We start from the raw sequence: 20,845 nt of genomic DNA on the forward strand, positions 1-20,845 counted from the left end.
TATAAAAAAGGGAGTGATGTAAATCACTCCCTTTTTTTTGCTATTTACTTAGTATCAGTATTACTGGAAAATAGATTCAAGTTATTTTATTTATTGGTTATAGAGATGATTATCGTCTCTTGTAATCAGTTATAAATTTATAAATGACATCAATAACTATAACTGTTTTGGTTAAATTAAGGGCACAGTAAGTGAAGCATAGATGTAATATATGTACATTTCAGTTTTTTAAAATGCACTTATTTTAACACAATAAAAAACCAGAGATTTATATCACTGGTTTAATTATTTATAGTGGTATGTGTTATAGCATAACTTATTTTTAGGATTATTTCTTTTCTAAATCATTTATAATTCCTAATCTCTTTTTCCAATTTTTTCTAGCTAAGCTTTGTAAGTTAGCAACATTATCACTTTCATCCATAATTTCATAACCTAATAAGGTTTCTATTACGTCTTCTTGAGTTATTAATCCGCTTACAGAGCCATATTCATCAACAATTAAAGCTAGGTGTTCTCGTTGTTCAATTAGCTTCTTAAATAAGCCCGGAATTGATAAATCTCTATCTGCAATAATAATATCTCTTTTAATTGACTTTAACGGTTCGGCTCCTTTTTTATCAATTAAAGCTAATAAAAGTTGATCTTTTAATATGTAGCCAGTTATATTATCAGGATTTTTAGAGAAAACAGGTATTCTAGAGAAATTCAATAATTTATTATTTTCAAAAAAAGATTCAATAGATTCGTTTTCATCAGCAATTTTAATAACTGTGCGAGGTGTCATAATATGTTTTGCCTGTATATCTTTAAAATTAAGCATATTCCTTATTACATTACTTTCATTTTGCTGAAAAACACCTTCTTGTTCAGCAATATCAGTCATTGCAGTGAAATCTTCCCTGCTTAAAATACTTTCGCCGTGACCGCCTTTACCACCAATCAATTTTGTAGTTAATTGTAGTATCCATAAAATACCTGTCCACTTTAACGGGAATATCATTACTTTTAAAGCTGTTGTGGTAAAGCTAGCAAGTTGTTTCCAGTAGGTTGCACCTATTGTTTTCGGAATGATTTCTGAAGCAACTAAAATTAATATAGTCATTGCTGCAGAAACAATAAATACACCGTAACCATCGTCATTAAATATCTTTTTAGCTTCAGTACCAACTAATATAGCTCCTACGGTATGTGCAAGAGTATTTAAGGTTAGAATGGCAATTAAAGGCTTGTCTACATCTTTTTTTAATGCTTCTAGCTGAGTAGCAAAACCTACACCTTCTTTCTTTTTTACATTAACGAAAGTTGGTGTTACACTCAGTAAAACAGCTTCTAATATGGAACATATGAAAGAGAAAAATATTGATACTGTTGCGTATATTAGTAGTAAAGTCATTCTTTTTAAATTTTAAGCAAAAGTAAGCAAAAAAGAAAACCTTAAAGATATGACTCTTTAAGGTTTTCTTTTTTTTTGAATAATTGTTTGTTAGAATCCGTAATTTATACCTAAACCGAATACTTCTTTTGTCTGAAATCCTTGAAAAGCATTGTCGTCATAAATAGCTTGCATAGATAGATTGGCAGATAAATATTTATTTACTTTCATTACTATGTTTAAAGTATAATCAATATCTACATTTTGAGCATCTTCTAGATAGTTACTATATAGGTTTAAAATATTTTCAATGCTAACGTTTTTCATAATTTCTGCCTTGTAATATCCACTAATAGAAGCACCTAATTCATATCTTGAACTTTCTCCTTGATCTACGCCAAAGGCTGGCCCAAGATCAGTTAAATGAGAATGTACTAAAATTAGTTTAGAGGTAGCAGGAGCGAAATTAACTTTTAGTTTGTCAGATTTTTTCCACAACATACCAGGACCTAATTGGAAATAAGCTGGAGAGAAAAAATGTGATGTTTGTATACCGTCAACATCGGTTGATGACATTTGCGTTTTAAAATTCAAAAACGCTGAGTAATACCAGTATTTAGATGCTTTTTTACCAACAAGAGAGTTTAACTCTAAACGGTCATCTGTTTTTTGAAGCTCTTCTTTTTTTATTTTTGTTAATCCATAAGAAGCAATTAATTTATTATCCCAAGTCCAATCATTTTTGGTATAATTGAAGTCATAATTCAAACTTAAAGTTCCGGAAATATTATTTACTCCACCAGCTAACCAGTTATTAAATGCAGATTGATTGAATAAAAATGAGATGTTACCTTCTTTATTCCAACCATCTTTGGTTTCTTCTTTTTTCTTTTCTTGAGCATTTATTGATAATGCACCGAATAAAATAGCTACAGCTAATATTTTTTTCATTATAAAGTTTTTTTTAAGATGTAAAATTACATCTCTATTTTTAGTTTAGACAATGTTAGTATAAAAAAGTCACGTTTTATGGAAGATATAATTTACTCCAAGTCCAAATATCTCTTTAAATTGTATTTTACTAGAAGCATCATCATCAATAATAGTGTGTAGGCCAAGATTTGTAGATATATAGTCGTTTATTTTTACAATAAAGTTTAACTGATAGTTAATGTCAATATTAAAAGGCTTATTTAAATAATCAGAATACACAGCAAGAACGTTTTCTATCGTAATATCTTTCATCACTTCATGTTTAAAGTAACCAGATAAATTGAATCCTAAACCGAAATTTATTTTTTCACCTTTTTTAACTCCATATTTTCCTGAAAATTGACGAGAAACAAAAGTAAAACGAGCCGTTGCGGGAGCAATATTTATTCGTCTTTCATCGGATTTTTTCCATAACATACCGGGGCCAAAACTCCAATATGCAGGTGAGAAAAAATCTGAGATAGGCTTTTTTACGCCTTCCTTGTATTCATATCCCCTGGTGTATTGTGTTTTTAGGTTTGTAAAAAAAGAGATAAACCAAAGTTTAGACGTTTTTAACCCTAGCAGAGAATTGTATTCAAAATTATCATCTGTTTTTCTTAATCCTTTTTCGCTTATATGACTTAACCCATAACTTGTAATTAACTTATTGTCCCAGTTCCACTTATTCTTTTTATAATTAAAATCATATTCAAGTCCCATATTTCCGGCGATGGTATTACTTCCTCCGGCAGCCCAATTAGAAAAAGAAGATTGATTGAATAAAAAAGTGTATTTACCAGTTACGGTTAGTCTTTTAGGTATGCTATCTTTTTTTATTTCTTGTGAAAAAATATTGAAAGAGAACCAAGTTAACAATATTATTAGTAGTTTTTTCATTAAAAATAGGATAAGAAGGTTATTTGTTTTTTCTAAATAACGGAACAGTTGAGCAAGCTTCACCAAACATGATGTTTTTTGCTACAGTTTGTAGTTTTTGTATTAAAAATGTATAAGCAGATGGAGGTATCGGTTTATTTGTACAGCCTTTAATGATTACGGGTTTGTCTTGGTATTGTGTACTATCTAATTCATTAATTAATTCTTGGTAAATAGTAGTTTCTAGCAACTCTAAATTACCAACAACTATTTTTTTAGCAAATCCAGACAAATGTGCTGTTAATAATAAATAGGCCCAAGAGGGAATAATAGCATCCGAAGAACATGTTAAAGCTATATAAGTATCTTTATATTGCGACCAATCATGATTTTTAACTTGTTCTCTAAAATCTTTCTCACGAAGAATTAATTCTTCATATAACCAACTTTTAATATCAAAAACAATACGTTGGCCTTTCGGATAATAATCTTCAAGGTCAATAGTAATTAATTTACTGGTTGCAATTTTGTTTATAATTTCTTCAGCCATATTTTTTGAAACGTCATTGCGAATAAAAATGAAGCAATCTTTATAACAGATAGTTTCGTTCTTGTTCGCAATGACAAATTTATTTAAAGCATTCCTAATTCTAACTTCGCCTCTTCGCTCATCATTTCTTGAGTCCATGTAGGATCGAAAGTAATTTCTACTTCACAAGCGTTAATTTCTTTTAACGACTTTACTTTTTCTTCAATGTCAACAGGTAAACTTTCCGCTACTGGGCAGTTAGGTGAAGTTAAAGTCATTAAAATTTTAGCATTGTATTCTTCAGAGACAAATACATCATAAATTAAGCCTAACTCATATATATCTACTGGTATTTCAGGATCGTAAATTGTTTTTAAAACACCTACAATTTTATCTCCTAATACTTCTAATTCTTTATCGGTCATAATCTACTTCTTTATTCTGTTAATTTAGATTGCTGTGCAATCGCATACATTTTTATTTGCTTTACCATAGAAACTAAACCGTTTGCTCTTGTTGGACTTAAGTGTTCTTTTAAGCCAATTTCATCAATAAAGTCGGTTTTAGCTTCAATAATAGCTTGCGGAGTTTGGTTAGAATATACTCTTAGTAATAATGCTACAATTCCTTTTGTTAAAATAGCATCACTATCGGCTGTAAAATTAATAGTGTCTTGTTGTAATTCAGAATATAACCATACTTTAGATTGGCATCCTTTAATTAAATTTTCATCTAATTTATACGTTTCGTTTATTAAAGGTAAAGATTTCCCTAAGTCAATTATATATTCATAACGTCCCATCCAGTCATCAAACATAGAAAACTCGTCAATAATTTCTTCTTGTATTTCTTTGATAGTCATTTTTTAAAACTATTTTTGCAGTGTCTAAAGACACTTTATTTAAAAGAGCAAAATTACAGTAAAAAAATAAGAAATGAGTAAATTATTAGCAGTAGGTACCGTAGCTTTTGATGCTATTGAAACACCTTTTGGTAAAACAGATAAGATTTTAGGAGGTTCAGGAACTTTTGTAGGTTTAGCAGCTTCTCAATTTGGTGTTAAAACAGGCGTTGTTTCTGTTGTTGGTGGAGATTTTCCGAAGTCATATTTAGATATGATGAATAATAAAGGAATTAATACTGATGGTATTGAAGTAATTAAAGAAGGTAAAACTTTCTTTTGGAGCGGTAAATATCATAATGACATGAATTCTCGCGATACTTTAATTACAGAGTTAAATGTATTGGAGCATTTTCAGCCAGTTGTACCAGATGCTTTTAAAGATGCAGGTATTGTAATGTTAGGTAATTTACACCCATTAACACAAGCATCAGTTTTAGATCAAATGATCGAAAGACCTAAATTAGTAGTTTTAGATACTATGAATTTTTGGATGGACATTGCTTTAGCTGATTTACATACCGTTTTAAAACGTGTAGATGTTATTACAATTAATGATGAAGAAGCACGTCAGTTAAGTGGAGAATACTCGTTGGTTAATGCAGCGAAGAAAATTCATGAAATGGGTCCTAAATATGTAGTAATTAAAAAAGGAGAACACGGAGCTTTATTATTTAATGAAGGTAAAATGTTCTTTGCACCAGCATTGCCATTAGCAGATGTTTTTGATCCAACAGGGGCAGGAGATACTTTTGCAGGAGGTTTTTGTGGGTATTTAGCAAAAACTGAAGATATTTCGTTTGAGAATATGAAAAACGGAATTATATATGGTTCTAATTTAGCTTCGTTTTGTGTAGAAAAATTCGGTACACAACGAATGGAAGAGCTAACAAAAGACGAAGTGCAAACACGTTTACAAGCTTTTAAAGAATTAACACAATTTGATATAGAGTTATCATAAATAAAAAAATCCGCGCTTTTTGCTGCGGATTTTTTTTTACAACAAAACAACAACAACACAATTAAATATTTTTCAAATGAGTGACGCTATAAAGCACGAATGCGGTATTGCCATGGTTAGATTATTAAAACCATTACAATATTATAAAGATAAATACGGAACTGCATTTTATGGTGTAAATAAAATGTACTTGTTAATGGAGAAGCAACACAATCGTGGGCAAGATGGCGCAGGGTTGGCTAGTATTAAATTTAATGTAGCACCGGGGACAAGATATATTAGTAGAATACGATCTAACCAATCACAACCTATTCAGGATATTTTTGGAAAGATTAATGAAAGAATTGCAGGTGTTTTAGAAGAAAATCCAGCTAAAACAAATGATGTCAAGTGGCAAGAAGAAAATGTGCCATATTTAGGGAATCTTTTTTTAGGGCACGTTCGTTATGGTACTTTTGGTAAAAATTCTATAGAAAGTGTACATCCTTTTTTACGTCAAAGAAATTGGAAACATCAAAACTTAATTGTTGCAGGTAATTTTAACATGACCAACTCTAAACAGTTGTTAAACGATTTGGTAGATTTAGGTCAGCATCCAAAAGAGTTTACAGACACTGTTACTGTTATGGAAAAAATCGGACATTTTTTAGAGGATGAAGTTTCTGAACTATATATCAAAGCCAAAGAAGAAGGTTATAGTAAAAAAGATGCTTCAGGTTATATAGAAGAGAATTTAAATATTCAAAATATATTACAACGTTCTGCAAAAAATTGGGATGGTGGTTATGCTATGGCTGGTTTATTAGGTCATGGAGATGCGTTTGTATTAAGAGATCCATCAGCAATCAGACCCGCTTTTTATTATCAAGATGATGAAGTAGTTGTTGTAGCGTCTGAACGTCCGGCAATTCAAACAGTATTTAATGTGCCTATTGATAAAATTAAAGAGATCGATAGAGGGCATGCTTTAATTATTAAAAAGAATGGCGAAACATCAATGTCGCCAGTTTTAGAGCAGCGTCCAAAGAAATCATGTTCTTTCGAACGTATTTATTTCTCTAGAGGAAGCGATGCTTCAATTTATGAAGAACGTAAAAATCTAGGAAAATATGTTTTTCCAGAAGTTTTAAAATCTATTGATAACGATATAGAAAATGCCGTTTTTTCATACATACCAAACACAGCAGAAACATCTTTTTTCGGAATGATGGAAGCAGCTGAGGATGTTTTAAATCAGCAAAAAACAGCAGCTATTTTAGCAGGTGATGGTAAGTTGACGAAAGATGAAGTTGTAGATATTTTATCAAAAAGACCACGTTTCGAAAAAATTGCTATTAAAGATGCAAAGCTTAGAACTTTTATTACAGATGATAGCAGTCGTAATGATTTGGTGGCCCATGTTTACGATGTAACATATGGAGTTGTAAAAGAAACTGATAATTTAGTAATTATTGATGATAGTATTGTACGTGGTACAACTTTAAAGAAAAGTATCATAAAAATATTAGATCGTTTAAATCCGAAGAAAATAGTAGTAGTTTCTTCAGCTCCTCAAATTCGTTATCCAGATTGTTATGGTATCGATATGGCAAAAATCAATGATTTTATAGCTTTTAAAGCAACATTAGAATTGTTGAAAGAAACAAATCAATATCATATTATAGATACGGTATATGCGAAGTGTAAAAAGCAAGAGGTTAGCGAAGATAAAGATGTTGTAAATTATGTAAAAGAAATTTATGCGCCTTTTACAGATGAGCAAATCTCGGCTAAAATTGCACAAATGTTAAAAACACCTGAAATAAAATCAGAGGTAGAGGTTATTTTTCAACCTGTTAGCGGTTTGCATAAAGCATGTCCTGATAATTTAGGAGATTGGTATTTTACAGGTGATTACCCAACAGATGGTGGTAATCGTGTGGTAAACCAAGCTTTTATTAACTTTTATGAAGGAAGTGATCAGCGAGCTTATTAAAAATAGTTATTAAATTAAAAACACAAAAAAAAGCGAAATCAATTGATTTCGCTTTTTTTTGTGTTTTACTATTTTAAATTTATAATGGAATAACAATCGCTCCGTTAAATTGTTCTCTAATTTCATTTAAAGATCTGTCTGCTTCTAATCTTGTTTTGTAGTTGCCAACTTGTACTTTCCATTCAGGTTCTTCGTATTTCAACATTGTTTGGATGTTCGGATATTTAATTTGGAATCTTTTTTCTAAGCTTTTTGCACGGGTTTCTAGTCCGTTATAGAGCTGTATCCTGTATCCAGTTCCGTTGTGTTTGTTGTATTGTCTTTTTTTATTGATTAACGCAGTAATATCTTTATTTTCAGTAATATTATCTTGAGCATTACTGTTAAAAACGCCAATAATAATACCTAAAATTAAACTTAGTATAATGCTTCTTTTTTTCATTTTATAAAAACTTTTTACAAAAGTAACGACTTGCAATTTAATAGATTGTCTGCTTAAGTTATTTAGAATAAATATAAATTATAAATTAGCAATCTCTTAACATTTCACAATTTAGAGAGAAGTAGTACTTTTGTCTGACTTTCTATTTGCTGTTTTTAGAATAGCGTTATAGAAAAAAATGTGCCAAAACAGTTACAAAACTTATATTTAACAGTATGAAAAGTGTGAAACATCACAGTAAATTAACCCAAAAACTCGTAAAGAGTTTAGCTTTCTTTTTAGTTTTATTTATAAGCTTTTCAGCGTTTTCTCAAGATGTTGACGAAGCTCGCCAGAAAGAAGGGAAGAAATTATTTAAGTCTTTATGTGCCTCATGTCACAAGTTAGACAAGAAACTTGTGGGTCCTAAATTAGGTGGGATTGAAGAGAGAAGAGAGAACGATTGGTTAAAGTCTTGGATTAAAGACAATGCCGCGTTAAGAGCTTCTGGAGATAAAGACGCAATTGCAATTTTTGAAGAGTATAAAGGTTCTAATATGACCGCTTTTCCTCAATTAACAGATCAGAATATCGATGATATTCTTTATTACACAACTGTTGGTGAGATTGCTAAACCAGGTCAAGTAGCAGTGGCTGCTGGTGATACTGAAAAAGGAGATTCGCCAAGATGGTTGTTGTATGTTTTAGCAGCGGCTATTATTGTAGCTTTCTTAATTATTGCTAATTTATTAAAAACAATTAGTGAGTTAAAAGGAGCTCCTAAAACACCTGGTATGCTTGGTCAGTCGGCTGAGTTATGGGCAGGTATTAAAAAGAATACTTTTTTACATGTTTTAGCTGTTCTATTTGGGGCTTTAATTGGGATTTATATCTTATTCGGAACCTTGTTCCAAGTAGGTGTTGATGAAGGTTATCAACCAATACAGCCTATAGCATTCTCTCATAAAATTCACGCAGGTGATAATAAGATAGATTGTCAATACTGTCACTCATCAGCAAAACATAGTAAGCATTCAGGTATACCGTCTGTAAATGTTTGTATGAATTGTCATAAAAATATTTCTGAAGTAGCAGATGATACTAAAGTGGTGATGGATGATCATACTCTAGTGAAGTCAGATTTAGATAAAGAGATAGCTAAGATATATGAAGCAGCTGGTTGGGATGCTGAAAACTTAGAATATACTGGTAACACTAAGCCTGTAAAATGGGTTAGAGTACATAATTTACCAGATTTTGCATACTTTAATCACTCACAACATGTAACTGTAGGAGGAGTAGCTTGTCAGAAATGTCACGGTCCTGTTGAGGAAATGGAAGAAGTATATCAATACTCTTCATTAACAATGGGTTGGTGTATAGATTGTCATAAAGCAACCAAGGTTGATTTAAAGGGTAATGAGTATTATGCTAAAATTCATAAAGAATTAGCGGCAAAGTATGGTGTTGATCAAGTTACAATTGCTCAACTAGGAGGAAAAGAGTGTGGTAAGTGCCACTATTAATCAATTAGAAAGTAGAAAAACACGTATATAAATGGCTTCAAACAAAAAATACTGGCAAAGTGTTGAAGAACTTAAAGGTAGTTCTGTTGTTGAAACGCTGCGTAATAATGAGTTTGTACAAGATATTCCTACAGATGAGTTTTTAGGTGATAAAGAAACATTAGAAACATCATCTACATCACGTAGAGATTTCTTAAAATACGTTGGATTTACAACGGCAGCTGCATCATTAGCTGCTTGTGAAGGTCCCGTAAGAAAATCAATCCCTTATGTAGTGCAACCAAATGATATCGTTGTAGGTGTTGCTGATTGGTATGCAACTACAATTGCTGATGGTTTTGATTTTGCAAACGTATTAGTAAAAACACGCGAAGGTCGTCCTATTCTTGTAATGCCTAATAAGCAAGCGGGAGGAGAAACAAATGCACGTACTCAAGCATCTGTTTTATCATTATATGATAGCGAATTACGCTTAAAAGAACCTAAAAAAGGAGAAGCTGAAATTTCTTGGGCAGATGCCGATAAAGAAATTGTAGCTAAACTTAATCAATTAAAAGAAGCAAACGAATCAGTAGTTTTATTAACAGGTACTTTAGCGAGTCCTTCTACTGAAAAAGTAATTGTTGATTTTACTGCAGCATATCCAAACGTTAAGCACGTTGTTTATGATGCAATTTCAGAAAGTGCAACTGCCGATGCTTTTGAAGCAATGTACGGTAAACGCGCTGTGCCTAACTACGATTTTAGTAAAGCAGAAGTTATTGTTTCTGTAGGTGCTGATTTTATTGGTGACTGGCAAGGTGGATATGAAAAGTCTTATGCAGATGGGCGTAGAGCTGATTCTGGTAAAATGTCTTATCATGTTCAAATAGAAAGTAACATGTCTTTAGCAGGAGCAAATGCTGATAAAAGAATTGTTGTAAAGCCTTCTGATCAAGTATATGCTTTGGTTAATTTATATAATGCTGTAGCAGGAGAATCACTTCCATCTAAAGCAACTAAATTTGATGCAGAAATTAAAAAGCTAGCTAGCGATTTAAAGAAAGCAGGTTCAAAAGGAGTTGTAGTTACAGGTTTAAATGATAAAAACGCTCAGTTAATTGCTTTTGCAATTAATGAGAAATTAAATAGTGAGATTTTCGATACTAAAGCAGTTAATTTAACGCGTCAAGGTAACGATACTCAAGTAGCTGAATTAGTTGCAGATATTAAAAGTGGTAAGGTTAAAGGTTTAGTTACTTATAACACAAACCCTTTATATACATTAGCAAATGCATCTGAATTAGCAGAAGGAATTAAAAAGTTAAAACTATCTGTTGCAATAGCTACTCAGAATGATGTAACAGCTAAGGCAACACAATATACATTACCAGCACCTCATAACTTAGAAAGTTGGGGAGATGTTACGGTAACAGCAGGTACTTATAGTTTAATGCAGCCTACTATTTCTCCGTTATTTAATACACGTCAGTTACAAGATGTGTTATTAAAATGGTCAGGTAGTTCTGTAAACTATTATGATACTTTAAAAGAATTTTGGAGTACTACTGTTTTAGCAGGTGCATCATGGAATCAAGCATTACATGATGGTTTCTTTAAGTCAGAAATGATGTTAGAAGAAGAAGCTTTTGAAACTTCAGTAGCTATAGCTGCTTCAGTAGCTGAATTAGTTAAAGCAGCAAGCGCATCTTCAGGTTTCGAATTAAACTTATATTCGTCAACTGCATTAGGTGATGGTAAACAAGCGAACAACCCTTGGTTACAAGAATTACCAGATCCTATTACTCGTGCATCATGGGATAACTACTTAACCGTTTCTATGGCTGATGCTAGAGAATTAGGTTTTGAAAACCCAGTAAAAGATAACGGAGCAATTAATGGTAACTACGCTAGCGTAACAGTAAATGGAGTAACAATTAAGAATGTTCCTGTCATGATTCAACCAGGTCAAGCAAAAGGATCAGTTGGTTTAGCATTAGGTTACGGTAGAACTGAAGGTTTAAAAGAAGAGATGCAAGTTGGTATCAACGCGTATCCTTTCTTAAAAGATGGTAACAATGTACAATACAATGTTGCTATCGAGAAAACTTCAGGATGGCATAAGTTTGCTTGTACTCAGGTACAAAGTACACTAGCGGGTCGTCATGATATTTTAAAGGAAGCTACATTACAACAAGTAAATAACAAAAATTTAGATCCAAAACATACTTGGAATAAACCGGCAATGGTTTCTTATGATCACCAAGAAACAGCGGCTAGTAAAATAGATTTATGGGATGAACATAATCGTGAAATAGGTCATCACTTTAACCTATCTATCGATTTAACATCTTGTACAGGTTGTGGGGCGTGTGTAGTAGCATGTCATGCAGAAAACAATGTGCCTGTTGTAGGTAAAGATGAAGTACGTGTAGGTAGAGATATGCACTGGTTGCGTATCGATCGTTACTATTCTTCTACTGTTGCAGATAAACAACATGAAGCTTCAATGACTATTGAAGAATTCAAAGCAGAGAACCCTAATTTAGCGAACAAAGACGTTGAAAGAAAGTATACAGAAAGAGTTTTAGAATTAAGTAAAGGTGATTTATTTGACGCTTTAGAAAATTCTGCTGAAAACCCAGAAGTAGCTTTCCAACCAATGATGTGTCAGCACTGTAATCACGCACCATGTGAAACAGTTTGTCCGGTTGCAGCAACATCTCATGGCCGTCAAGGTCAAAATCAAATGGCATATAACAGATGTGTTGGTACAAGGTATTGTGCAAATAACTGTCCATATAGAGTTCGTCGTTTTAACTGGTTCAACTATGCTGAAAACAACGAATTCGATTTCAATATGAATAACGAATACGGTAAAATGGTGTTAAACCCAGATGTAGTAGTACGTTCTCGTGGAGTTATGGAAAAATGTTCTATGTGTATTCAAATGACTCAAGCAACTATCTTAAAAGCTAAAAAAGAAGGTAGAGCTGTAAATAAAGACGAATTTGAAACAGCATGTTCATCAGCTTGTTCTACAGGAGCAATGGTGTTTGGAGATGTAAACAATTCTGAAGATGCTATAACAGCATTAAAAGAAGATAATAGAGCTTTCCACGTGTTAGATTATATTGGTACAAAACCAAATGTAGTTTACCAAGTAAAAGTTAGAAATACAAACGAAGCTTAATAATATAATTAATAAGTATATAGATTTATGTCGTCTCATTACGAATCATCTTATAGAGAACCTTTAGTGTTGGGTAACAAAAGTTACCATGATATCACTGAAGACATTGCAAAACCTATCGAAGGTAAGGCAAATCAAAATTGGTATATCGCATTTTATATTTCTTTGGCAGCAATGCTATGGGGATTTGGATGTATTTTCTACACGGTCGGTACAGGTATCGGTGTGTGGGGATTAAACAAAAACATCGGTTGGGCTTGGGATATTACCAACTTCGTATGGTGGGTAGGTATTGGTCACGCAGGAACATTGATTTCAGCGGTATTATTACTATTCCGTCAAAAATGGAGAATGGCAATTAACCGTTCGGCAGAAGCGATGACAATCTTTGCGGTTTTTCAAGCAGGATTGTTTCCAATTATTCACATGGGTCGTCCATGGAATGGATATTGGGTGTTACCAATGCCAAACCAATTTGGTTCGTTATGGGTAAACTTTAACTCGCCGTTACTATGGGATGTATTTGCAATATCAACCTATTTATCTGTATCATTAGTTTTCTGGTGGACAGGTTTATTACCAGATTTTGCAATGATTCGTGATAGAGCAGTAAAGCCTTTTCAGAAGAAAATTTACGCTTTATTATCTTTCGGATGGTCTGGTAGAGCAAAAGACTGGCAACGTTTTGAAGAAGTATCTTTAGTATTAGCAGGTTTAGCAACACCATTAGTACTTTCTGTACACACAATTGTATCTATGGATTTTGCTACTTCTATTAACCCAGGATGGCACTCTACTATATTTCCACCTTACTTCGTAGCTGGAGCAATCTTTTCAGGATTTGCAATGGTACAAACCTTATTAGGTATTATGCGTAAGGTTACTAATATGGAAGCTTATATTACACGTTTACACGTTGAATATATGAATATCGTAATCCTTTTAACAGGTGGTATTGTAGCTGTAGCGTATGCAACAGAATTCTTTATCGCATGGTATACAGGATCACCTTATGAAAACTATACTTACTTATCATTTGGAGCTGAAGCAGGACCTTACGGGTGGGCATTTTGGTCACTATTATGGTGTAATATTATCTTACCACAGTTTTTATGGATTAAGAAATTAAGAAGAAGCTTTATCTTTTCTTTTATCATTTCAATCATAATTAATATTGGTATGTGGTTTGAGCGTTTTGATATTATCGCAATTGTATTAAGTAAAGGACACTTACCATCAACATGGTGGCGTTTTGAGCCAACATTTGTTGATGTAGGTATTTTTGTAGGAACTATCGGGTTTTTCTTTGTATTATTCTTATTATATGCAAGAACATTCCCAGTAATAGCACAAGCAGAAGTTAAGACAATCTTGAAATCTTCAGGAGAGAATTATAAAAAATTAAGAGAGGAGAACAATGAGCACTAATAAAGTAATTCACGCATTTTATAATGATGATGATATCTTAATGGATGCCGTTAAGAAAATCAAAGGAGAACATCACCACATCGAAGAAGTATTTTGTCCTTTTCCCGTTCATGGACTAGACAAAGCATTAGGATTACCACCAACGCGTTTAGCAATCACTGCATTCTTTTACGGAATTACAGGTTTATGCTTTGCTATTTGGATGACTAATTATATGATGATTCAAGATTGGCCACAAGATATTGGTGGTAAGCCTAACTTTAGTTGGTTTACAAATATGCCAGCGTTTGTACCAATTATGTTTGAATTAACAGTGTTTTTTGCAGCCCACTTAATGGTAATTACTTTTTATATGAGAAGTAGAATATGGCCATTTAAAGAAGCAGAAAATCCAGATCCAAGAACTACCGATGATCACTTCTTAATGGAGATTCCTGTTCATGGTAATGAAGACGAGTTAAAAGCATTGGTTGAATCAACTGGGGCTGTAGAAATTAACATAGTAGAAAAGCACTAATAAAGAGATATGAAAAGTTTTGTAAAAATAATCGTCGCTTTAGTTGTAATAACAAGTGTTATTTCATGCGGAGATAAACGTACACCTCAATTACAGTATATGCCTGATATGTATGTATCTATTCCTTACGATGCGAATGGGGATACAGGTGTTTCTAACAGTACATCAGACAGATTGCCTGTTGCAGGTACCGTAAGTAGAAACGGTATAGTAGCTTATGATATTCCTGATACAAATGAAGGATACGAGAAAGCTAAAGCTGAATTAAAGAATCCTTTCGAAGCTTCTGAAAAGAACTTGGCAAAGGGTAAAGAATTGTATACAATCTATTGTGCTACATGCCATGGTAAAAAAGGTGATGGTAACGGAGTTTTATCTCAAAGAGATAAGTTTAATGGTATACCTAACTACAAAGATAGAGACCTAACTCCAGGTAATATTTATCATGTACTTATGTATGGTAAAAACTTAATGGGTTCCCATTCAAGTCAGTTACAGTACAAAGAGCGTTGGCAAGTTGTACAGTATGTAGAGAAATTAAGAAGCGAATTAAAATAAGTATATAATAGATAGTTAAGATATGTACAAGTTTTCAGGAAAATTAAAAATGCTTGCTATTATTTTAATGGCTGTAGGACTTATAGGAACTGTTTATAGTTTTTATAGTGCACCTAAAACATTAGAAGAAGCAAAGGAAATTTTAGCAAATCAGCACGGTGCTCATCATGGAGATCATGCTACTGCTGATTCTCATAAAGCAACAACTCACGTTGAAAACGCTAAAGAAGAAGCACAGGCTACAACAGAAATACATGAGGAAGAAAATCATGTTTCTGATAGTATAGCTGTTCATACAGAAAGTGCTGAAGTTGCACATGTAGCAGATTCAATTAATGCAGAACATAAAGAAGAAGTAAAAGAACAGCATGTTGAAGCAGCTGTAAAACATACAGATGCTACACAAGCACACGGAGAGAACCATGAAGATGCACATGCAGAACATGCTTTTCATCAAATGCAAAACCGTCCTTGGGCAGCTTTTTTTGTTGCTTTAATGTTCTTTTTAGGAGTTACATTATTAGTATTAGCTTTTTATGCAATACAAAGAGTAGCACAAGCAGGTTGGTCTATCGTATTATTTAGAGTAATGGAAGCTATTACAGCGAATTTACACTATGTAAGTGCTATAATGTTAGTGTTTTTAATCGCTACTTTTATGCATATGAATCATTTATTCCCTTGGATGGCTGAAGGTGTTTTTGACCCTCAAAGTCCAAACTACGATGCTGTTGTAGACGGAAAAAAATGGTTTTTAAATACGCCAGGTTGGTTAATGAGAAGTATCTTTTATTTAACTGTTTGGAATGTATATCGTTTCTTTATTAGAAAAGGCTCTATAGCTCAAGATAATGGTGACTTAAAATTACATAAGAGAAATTATAATATTTCTGTAGTTTTCTTATTCTTATTTATGATTACAGAATCTATGATGTCTTGGGATTGGATTATGGGTATAGACCCTCACTGGTTCTCTACATTATTTGGTTGGTATGTTTTAGCTACTTTCTTAGTATCTGCTTTAACAGTAATAGCTTTTGTAACAATATATTTAAGAGCGCAAGGTCATTTACCTTTTGTAAATGATAGTCATATTCATGATTTAGCGAAGTATATGTTTGGTTTTTCAGTATTCTGGACCTACTTATGGTTTGCTCAGTTTATGTTAATTTGGTATGCAGATATTCCAGAAGAAACAACTTATTTCTTATTGCGTTTCAATGAATATAAAGTTCCATTTTTAGCAATGGTAGTTATGAACTTTATCTTTCCAATATTATTATTAATCAATAGCGACTTTAAAAGTGTTCCTTGGTTTGTAACAATAGGAGGAGTTGTAATATTAGCAGGTCATTATTTAGACTTATTTGTAATGATCATGCCAGGAACTGTTGGTGCTCAATACGGATTTGGGATTGGTGAAATAAGCGGGATTTTATTCTTCTTAGGCTTATTTATTTATGCTACCTTTAGCGCGTTTGCAAAAGCAAATACATTGGCAAAAGGAAACCCATTCTTACACGAAAGTGAAACTTATCATTACTACAATATCGAACACAGTGGTGAAGATAGTAATGACCATTAATAATTATAATTAATAAACAAATAGTTTAGATAATATGCTCGCTTTATTTTATATTTTCATAGCAATTGCAATAGGAGTTAGTTTCTGGCAAATTACTCGTATAATGAATTTTCGCTCTGTAATAGCTACAGACAAAGACAATGAAACACAAGGTAAATTAGCTATAGGGTTTTTAGTAGCCCTTTATGCAATGATGGTTTATTGTTTAATAGCAATGAATGTAGTAATGTTACCAGAGTCTGCTTCTATTGAAGGAGAACATGATGATAACTTATTTAACATTACATTTTGGTTAATTGGTGTTGTTCAGTTTGCAATGCAATTCTTAATTTTCTTTTTTACATATAAGTATAGAGGTAAAAAAGGAAATAAAGCATTGTTTTATGCAGATAGTCATAAATTAGAATTAATATGGACTACTATTCCTGCAGTAACAATTGTAATCTTAATTGGTTATGGTTTATGGGCTTGGAATAATATTATGTATGTTGGTGATGACGAAAACCCTATCGAAATTGAAGTATATTCAAGACAATTCGATTGGCAAGCACGTTACGCAGGAGCAGATAATGAATTAGGTTTAGGAAATGTTAACTTTATAAAAGGTATTAACTCAATGGGAGTTGATATGTCTGATCCAAATTCTCAGGATGATAAAAAAGTAACAGAACTAGTTTTACCAAAAGGGAAAAAGATTTTATTTAAGTTCCGTTCTCAAGATGTATTACACTCAGCTTATATGCCTCACTTTAGAGCGCAAATGAACTGTGTACCAGGTATGGTTACTCAATTTGCATTTACACCTAAGTTTACTACTGAAGAGATGCGTAAAAGCTCTGAGGTAATTGCTAAAACAGATGGAATTAATAAAATTAGAAAAGCAAAAGGTGAAGACCTTTACGAATTTGATTATTTGTTATTGTGTAATAAAATTTGTGGTGCATCTCACTACAATATGCAAATGAAAATTACTGTTGTTGAAGAAGCTGAATACAACAAGTGGTTATCAGAACAAAAAACATTAGCTCAAGTTATTAAATAAGATATTTTTTAAAAGTATATATAGATTATGTCAGATCATCATCACAAAGAAACATTTGTAACCAAATACATCTTCAGTCAAGATCATAAAATGATCTCGAAACAATTTCTTGTTACGGGTATATTTATGGGTGTTATAGGAGGTTTTATGTCTATGTTATTTCGTTTGCAAATTGCATGGCCAGAAACATCATTTTCAATTATTGAAGCATTCTTAGGTAACCATCAAACAGATGGAATTATGAATCCTGATATGTACTTAGCATTGGTTACAATTCACGGTACAATAATGGTATTTTTTGTATTAACTGCGGGTTTAAGTGGTACGTTTTCAAACTTATTAATTCCATTGCAAATCGGGGCACGTGATATGGCTTCTGGTTTCTTAAACATGGTATCTTACTGGTTGTTTTTCTTATCATCGGTAATAATGATAATTTCATTATTTGTTGAGGCAGGACCTGCATCAGCTGGATGGACAATTTATCCACCTTTATCAGCCTTGCCACAAGCAATTCCTGGTTCAGGTACAGGTATGACATTATGGTTAGTATCTATGGCAATTTTCGTTGCATCATCATTAATAGGATCGTTAAACTACATCGTAACAATTTTAAACTTACGTACAAAAGGAATGAAAATGACAAGATTGCCATTAACAATGTGGGCATTCTTTGTTACAGCTATTATTGGTGTTATTTCGTTCCCAGTATTGTTATCTGCTGCTTTATTATTAATTTTTGATAGAAGTTTCGGAACCTCATTTTTCTTGTCAGATATTTTTATCTCAGGAGAAGTATTACATTACCAAGGAGGATCACCTGTATTATTTGAACACTTATTTTGGTTCTTAGGGCACCCAGAAGTATATATTATTTTATTACCAGCATTAGGTCTTACTTCAGAAGTAATATCAACAAATGCTCGTAAGCCAATTTTTGGATACCGTGCAATGATTGGGTCAATCATCGCGATTGCTTTCTTATCAACAATTGTATGGGGGCACCACATGTTTGTTACAGGAATGAATCCTTTCTTAGGATCTGTATTTACATTTACAACGGTATTAATTGCAATTCCATCTGCAGTAAAAGCATTTAATTATGTTACAACATTATGGAAAGGTAACTTACAATTAAATCCAGCCATGTTATTCTCTATCGGATTAGTTTCTACATTCGTAACAGGTGGTTTAACAGGATTAGTTTTAGGAGATTCTGCATTAGATATTAACGTACACGATACTTATTTCGTAGTAGCGCATTTCCACTTAGTAATGGGTGTATCTGCTTTATTAGGAATGTTTGCTGGTGTGTATCACTGGTTCCCTAAAATGTATGGTAGAATGATGAATAAAACATTAGGTTACTGGCACTTTTGGTTAACAATTATCTCTGCTTACGGAGTATTTTTCCCGATGCACTTTGTTGGACTAGCTGGTTTACCTCGTCGTTATTATACAAACTCAAACTTTCCAATGTTTGATGATTTAATTGAAATCAACGTATTTATGACTTTAATGGCATTTTTAGGAGGTGCTGCTCAGTTAATATTTTTAGCAAACTTCTTTATCTCAATGTATAGAGGTAATAAAGCAGAACAGAATCCTTGGAAATCGAATACTTTAGAGTGGACTACACCTGTTGAACATATTCACGGAAACTGGCCAGGTGCTATTCCAGAAGTTCACAGATGGGCGTATGATTATAGTAAAGTATGGGATGATGAAAATGATCCTAGATTTGGAGAGTATGTTCACGGAAAAGATTTCGTATTACAAACTACACCATTGTTAGATGGAGAAGAACCATCTTAATAAATAAAAGCATTTAAAAAAAGCCTTCCAATATTGGAAGGCTTTTTTGTTTTACAAATCTAAATGCTATTATGTACCTTAGCATTGGTAATGTTGTTGCGTAACAATTATTACAAAGCAAAAATTATATTTCAAGTATATTTGTACCTATATGAACGAAAACTTAAATCCTGAAAATACGAATCTTTCAAATGACGATTTAGATGTAGAAAAAAAACTACGTCCGCTTTCTTTTGATGACTTTTCAGGACAAGATCAAGCAATTGATAACTTAAAGATATTTGTTGAAGCAGCCAATCAACGAGATGAAGCATTAGATCATACTTTGTTTCATGGTCCTCCGGGATTGGGTAAAACAACCTTGGCACATATTTTAGCCAATGAGTTAGGTGTGGGTATTAAAGTTACCTCAGGACCTGTTTTAGACAAGCCAGGAGATTTGGCAGGATTGTTAACAAATCTTGATGAACGAGATGTGTTATTTATAGATGAAATTCATCGATTAAGTCCGATTGTAGAAGAGTACTTATATTCTGCAATGGAAGACTATAAAATCGATATTATGATTGAATCTGGACCCAACGCACGTACGGTTCAAATAAATTTAGAACCGTTTACATTAGTAGGAGCTACGACTCGATCTGGATTGTTAACAGCACCAATGAGAGCTCGTTTTGGAATCAGTAGTCGATTACATTATTATTCAACAGAATTACTTACTACTATTATTCAAAGAAGTTCGCAAATATTAGGCGTACCAATTTCTATGGAAGCAGCTATAGAAATTGCTGGTAGAAGTAGAGGAACACCAAGAATAGCAAATGCATTATTACGAAGAGTTAGAGATTTTGCACAAATAAAAGGTAATGGAAGTATTACTATAGAAATAGCAGTTTATGCTTTAAAAGCATTGAATGTAGATGCTCATGGATTGGATGAAATGGATAATAAGATTTTAGTAACTATAATTGATAAATTTAAAGGCGGCCCTGTAGGAATTAGTACAATTGCAACAGCAGTTAGTGAGAATACTGAAACAATTGAAGAAGTTTATGAACCGTTTTTAATTCAGCAAGGTTTTATAATGCGTACTCCGAGAGGAAGAGAAGTAACCGATTTAGCCTACAAACATTTAGGGCGAATTAAAGGGAAGAATCAAGGTGAATTATTTTAAGTAATTATTAAACTT

At 32.6% G+C, this 20,845-nt stretch carries 18 protein-coding genes; 11 read left to right on the forward strand and 7 right to left on the reverse strand.

Annotated features, from left to right (window positions below; translation table 11 throughout):
* Nucleotides 1-328 precede the first annotated feature (328 nt).
* The 6 genes from P2G10_RS04635 to P2G10_RS04660 all read right to left on the reverse strand — a co-directional run bounded on the left by P2G10_RS04635 (nucleotide 329) and on the right by P2G10_RS04660 (nucleotide 4,617).
* Entirely contained in the window at nucleotides 329-1,396 is a 1,068-nt protein-coding gene (locus P2G10_RS04635; protein ID WP_218772102.1) for a CNNM domain-containing protein, read from the reverse strand.
* Between the two features lie 90 nt (nucleotides 1,397-1,486).
* Nucleotides 1,487-2,326: a DUF3078 domain-containing protein gene (locus P2G10_RS04640; RefSeq protein WP_218772103.1), complete on the reverse strand. Its 840-nt coding sequence runs from the start codon at nucleotides 2,324-2,326 to the stop codon at nucleotides 1,487-1,489.
* A 69-nt stretch (nucleotides 2,327-2,395) separates the two neighbouring features.
* On the reverse strand, nucleotides 2,396-3,247 hold the full coding sequence (locus P2G10_RS04645; RefSeq protein ID WP_275315391.1) for a DUF3078 domain-containing protein: 852 nt from the start codon (nucleotides 3,245-3,247) through the stop codon (nucleotides 2,396-2,398).
* A 19-nt stretch (nucleotides 3,248-3,266) separates the two neighbouring features.
* Nucleotides 3,267-3,776: a DUF2480 family protein gene (locus P2G10_RS04650; protein WP_218772105.1), complete on the reverse strand. Its 510-nt coding sequence runs from the start codon at nucleotides 3,774-3,776 to the stop codon at nucleotides 3,267-3,269.
* Nucleotides 3,777-3,859: 83 nt separating this feature from the next.
* Nucleotides 3,860-4,180 (reverse strand): iron-sulfur cluster assembly protein, encoded by a 321-nt coding sequence (locus P2G10_RS04655; RefSeq protein WP_275315392.1) that lies wholly within the window; start codon nucleotides 4,178-4,180, stop codon nucleotides 3,860-3,862.
* A gap of 11 nt (nucleotides 4,181-4,191) precedes the next feature.
* Nucleotides 4,192-4,617 carry a SufE family protein gene (locus P2G10_RS04660; RefSeq protein WP_275315393.1) on the reverse strand — a complete coding sequence of 142 codons (426 nt, stop codon included), beginning with the start codon at nucleotides 4,615-4,617 and terminating at the stop codon, nucleotides 4,192-4,194.
* A gap of 73 nt (nucleotides 4,618-4,690) precedes the next feature.
* Here P2G10_RS04660 and P2G10_RS04665 point away from each other — a divergent pair, with 73 nt between their 5' ends.
* Together P2G10_RS04665 and P2G10_RS04670 are read left to right on the forward strand one after the other, a co-directional pair.
* Nucleotides 4,691-5,617: a PfkB family carbohydrate kinase gene (locus P2G10_RS04665; protein ID WP_275315395.1), complete on the forward strand. Its 927-nt coding sequence runs from the start codon at nucleotides 4,691-4,693 to the stop codon at nucleotides 5,615-5,617.
* A gap of 76 nt (nucleotides 5,618-5,693) precedes the next feature.
* Nucleotides 5,694-7,592, forward strand: coding sequence for an amidophosphoribosyltransferase (locus P2G10_RS04670; RefSeq protein ID WP_275315396.1), 1,899 nt, complete (start codon nucleotides 5,694-5,696; stop codon nucleotides 7,590-7,592).
* A gap of 79 nt (nucleotides 7,593-7,671) precedes the next feature.
* Here P2G10_RS04670 and P2G10_RS04675 read toward each other — a convergent pair whose 3' ends face one another.
* Complete coding sequence (locus P2G10_RS04675) at nucleotides 7,672-8,034, reverse strand: SPOR domain-containing protein (protein WP_275315398.1); 363 nt, start codon at nucleotides 8,032-8,034, stop codon at nucleotides 7,672-7,674.
* Between the two features lie 215 nt (nucleotides 8,035-8,249).
* On the opposite strand from P2G10_RS04675, the gene P2G10_RS04680 reads away from it, so the two are divergent.
* The 9 genes from P2G10_RS04680 to ruvB all read left to right on the forward strand — a co-directional run bounded on the left by P2G10_RS04680 (nucleotide 8,250) and on the right by ruvB (nucleotide 20,830).
* Nucleotides 8,250-9,539: a c-type cytochrome gene (locus tag P2G10_RS04680; protein ID WP_275315400.1), complete on the forward strand. Its 1,290-nt coding sequence runs from the start codon at nucleotides 8,250-8,252 to the stop codon at nucleotides 9,537-9,539.
* A gap of 31 nt (nucleotides 9,540-9,570) precedes the next feature.
* Entirely contained in the window at nucleotides 9,571-12,711 is a 3,141-nt protein-coding gene (locus P2G10_RS04685; protein ID WP_275315402.1) for a TAT-variant-translocated molybdopterin oxidoreductase, read from the forward strand.
* A 27-nt stretch (nucleotides 12,712-12,738) separates the two neighbouring features.
* A complete protein-coding gene (nrfD, locus tag P2G10_RS04690; RefSeq protein WP_218772113.1) occupies nucleotides 12,739-14,139 on the forward strand; it encodes an NrfD/PsrC family molybdoenzyme membrane anchor subunit in 1,401 nt (466 codons plus the stop codon).
* Nucleotides 14,129-14,656, forward strand: a complete 528-nt coding sequence (locus P2G10_RS04695) for a DUF3341 domain-containing protein (protein ID WP_275315403.1) — start codon at nucleotides 14,129-14,131, stop codon at nucleotides 14,654-14,656. Before nrfD ends, P2G10_RS04695 begins: the two co-directional genes overlap by 11 nt.
* A 9-nt stretch (nucleotides 14,657-14,665) precedes the next feature.
* Entirely contained in the window at nucleotides 14,666-15,214 is a 549-nt protein-coding gene (locus P2G10_RS04700) for a c-type cytochrome (protein WP_218772115.1), read from the forward strand.
* Between the two features lie 22 nt (nucleotides 15,215-15,236).
* Nucleotides 15,237-16,799 carry a quinol:cytochrome C oxidoreductase gene (locus P2G10_RS04705; protein ID WP_275315404.1) on the forward strand — a complete coding sequence of 521 codons (1,563 nt, stop codon included), beginning with the start codon at nucleotides 15,237-15,239 and terminating at the stop codon, nucleotides 16,797-16,799.
* A 34-nt stretch (nucleotides 16,800-16,833) separates the two neighbouring features.
* Complete coding sequence (locus P2G10_RS04710; RefSeq protein WP_275315405.1) at nucleotides 16,834-17,841, forward strand: cytochrome c oxidase subunit II; 1,008 nt, start codon at nucleotides 16,834-16,836, stop codon at nucleotides 17,839-17,841.
* 27 nt (nucleotides 17,842-17,868) lie between these two features.
* Nucleotides 17,869-19,656: a cytochrome c oxidase subunit I gene (locus P2G10_RS04715; protein WP_275315406.1), complete on the forward strand. Its 1,788-nt coding sequence runs from the start codon at nucleotides 17,869-17,871 to the stop codon at nucleotides 19,654-19,656.
* A 151-nt stretch (nucleotides 19,657-19,807) separates the two neighbouring features.
* On the forward strand, nucleotides 19,808-20,830 hold the full coding sequence (gene ruvB, locus P2G10_RS04720; RefSeq protein ID WP_275315407.1) for a Holliday junction branch migration DNA helicase RuvB: 1,023 nt from the start codon (nucleotides 19,808-19,810) through the stop codon (nucleotides 20,828-20,830).
* The last annotated feature ends 15 nt before the right edge of the window (nucleotides 20,831-20,845 follow it).

Origin of the sequence: Tenacibaculum bernardetii (assembly GCF_029125915.1) — a bacterium.
GTDB classification, from domain to species: domain Bacteria; phylum Bacteroidota; class Bacteroidia; order Flavobacteriales; family Flavobacteriaceae; genus Polaribacter; species Polaribacter bernardetii.

Coding starts and splice junctions, on each gene's coding strand:
- P2G10_RS04710 (WP_275315405.1), top strand. CDS start 16,834: ATGCTCGCTTTATTTTATATTTTCATAGCAATTGCAATAGGAGTTAGT.
- P2G10_RS04665 (WP_275315395.1), top strand. CDS start 4,691: ATGAGTAAATTATTAGCAGTAGGTACCGTAGCTTTTGATGCTATTGAA.
- nrfD (WP_218772113.1), top strand. CDS start 12,739: ATGTCGTCTCATTACGAATCATCTTATAGAGAACCTTTAGTGTTGGGT.
- P2G10_RS04655 (WP_275315392.1), bottom strand. CDS start 4,180: ATGACCGATAAAGAATTAGAAGTATTAGGAGATAAAATTGTAGGTGTT.
- ruvB (WP_275315407.1), top strand. CDS start 19,808: ATGAACGAAAACTTAAATCCTGAAAATACGAATCTTTCAAATGACGAT.
- P2G10_RS04680 (WP_275315400.1), top strand. CDS start 8,250: ATGAAAAGTGTGAAACATCACAGTAAATTAACCCAAAAACTCGTAAAG.
- P2G10_RS04675 (WP_275315398.1), bottom strand. CDS start 8,034: ATGAAAAAAAGAAGCATTATACTAAGTTTAATTTTAGGTATTATTATT.
- P2G10_RS04645 (WP_275315391.1), bottom strand. CDS start 3,247: ATGAAAAAACTACTAATAATATTGTTAACTTGGTTCTCTTTCAATATT.
- P2G10_RS04660 (WP_275315393.1), bottom strand. CDS start 4,617: ATGACTATCAAAGAAATACAAGAAGAAATTATTGACGAGTTTTCTATG.
- P2G10_RS04640 (WP_218772103.1), bottom strand. CDS start 2,326: ATGAAAAAAATATTAGCTGTAGCTATTTTATTCGGTGCATTATCAATA.
- P2G10_RS04650 (WP_218772105.1), bottom strand. CDS start 3,776: ATGGCTGAAGAAATTATAAACAAAATTGCAACCAGTAAATTAATTACT.
- P2G10_RS04700 (WP_218772115.1), top strand. CDS start 14,666: ATGAAAAGTTTTGTAAAAATAATCGTCGCTTTAGTTGTAATAACAAGT.
- P2G10_RS04715 (WP_275315406.1), top strand. CDS start 17,869: ATGTCAGATCATCATCACAAAGAAACATTTGTAACCAAATACATCTTC.
- P2G10_RS04685 (WP_275315402.1), top strand. CDS start 9,571: ATGGCTTCAAACAAAAAATACTGGCAAAGTGTTGAAGAACTTAAAGGT.
- P2G10_RS04705 (WP_275315404.1), top strand. CDS start 15,237: ATGTACAAGTTTTCAGGAAAATTAAAAATGCTTGCTATTATTTTAATG.
- P2G10_RS04695 (WP_275315403.1), top strand. CDS start 14,129: ATGAGCACTAATAAAGTAATTCACGCATTTTATAATGATGATGATATC.
- P2G10_RS04670 (WP_275315396.1), top strand. CDS start 5,694: ATGAGTGACGCTATAAAGCACGAATGCGGTATTGCCATGGTTAGATTA.
- P2G10_RS04635 (WP_218772102.1), bottom strand. CDS start 1,396: ATGACTTTACTACTAATATACGCAACAGTATCAATATTTTTCTCTTTC.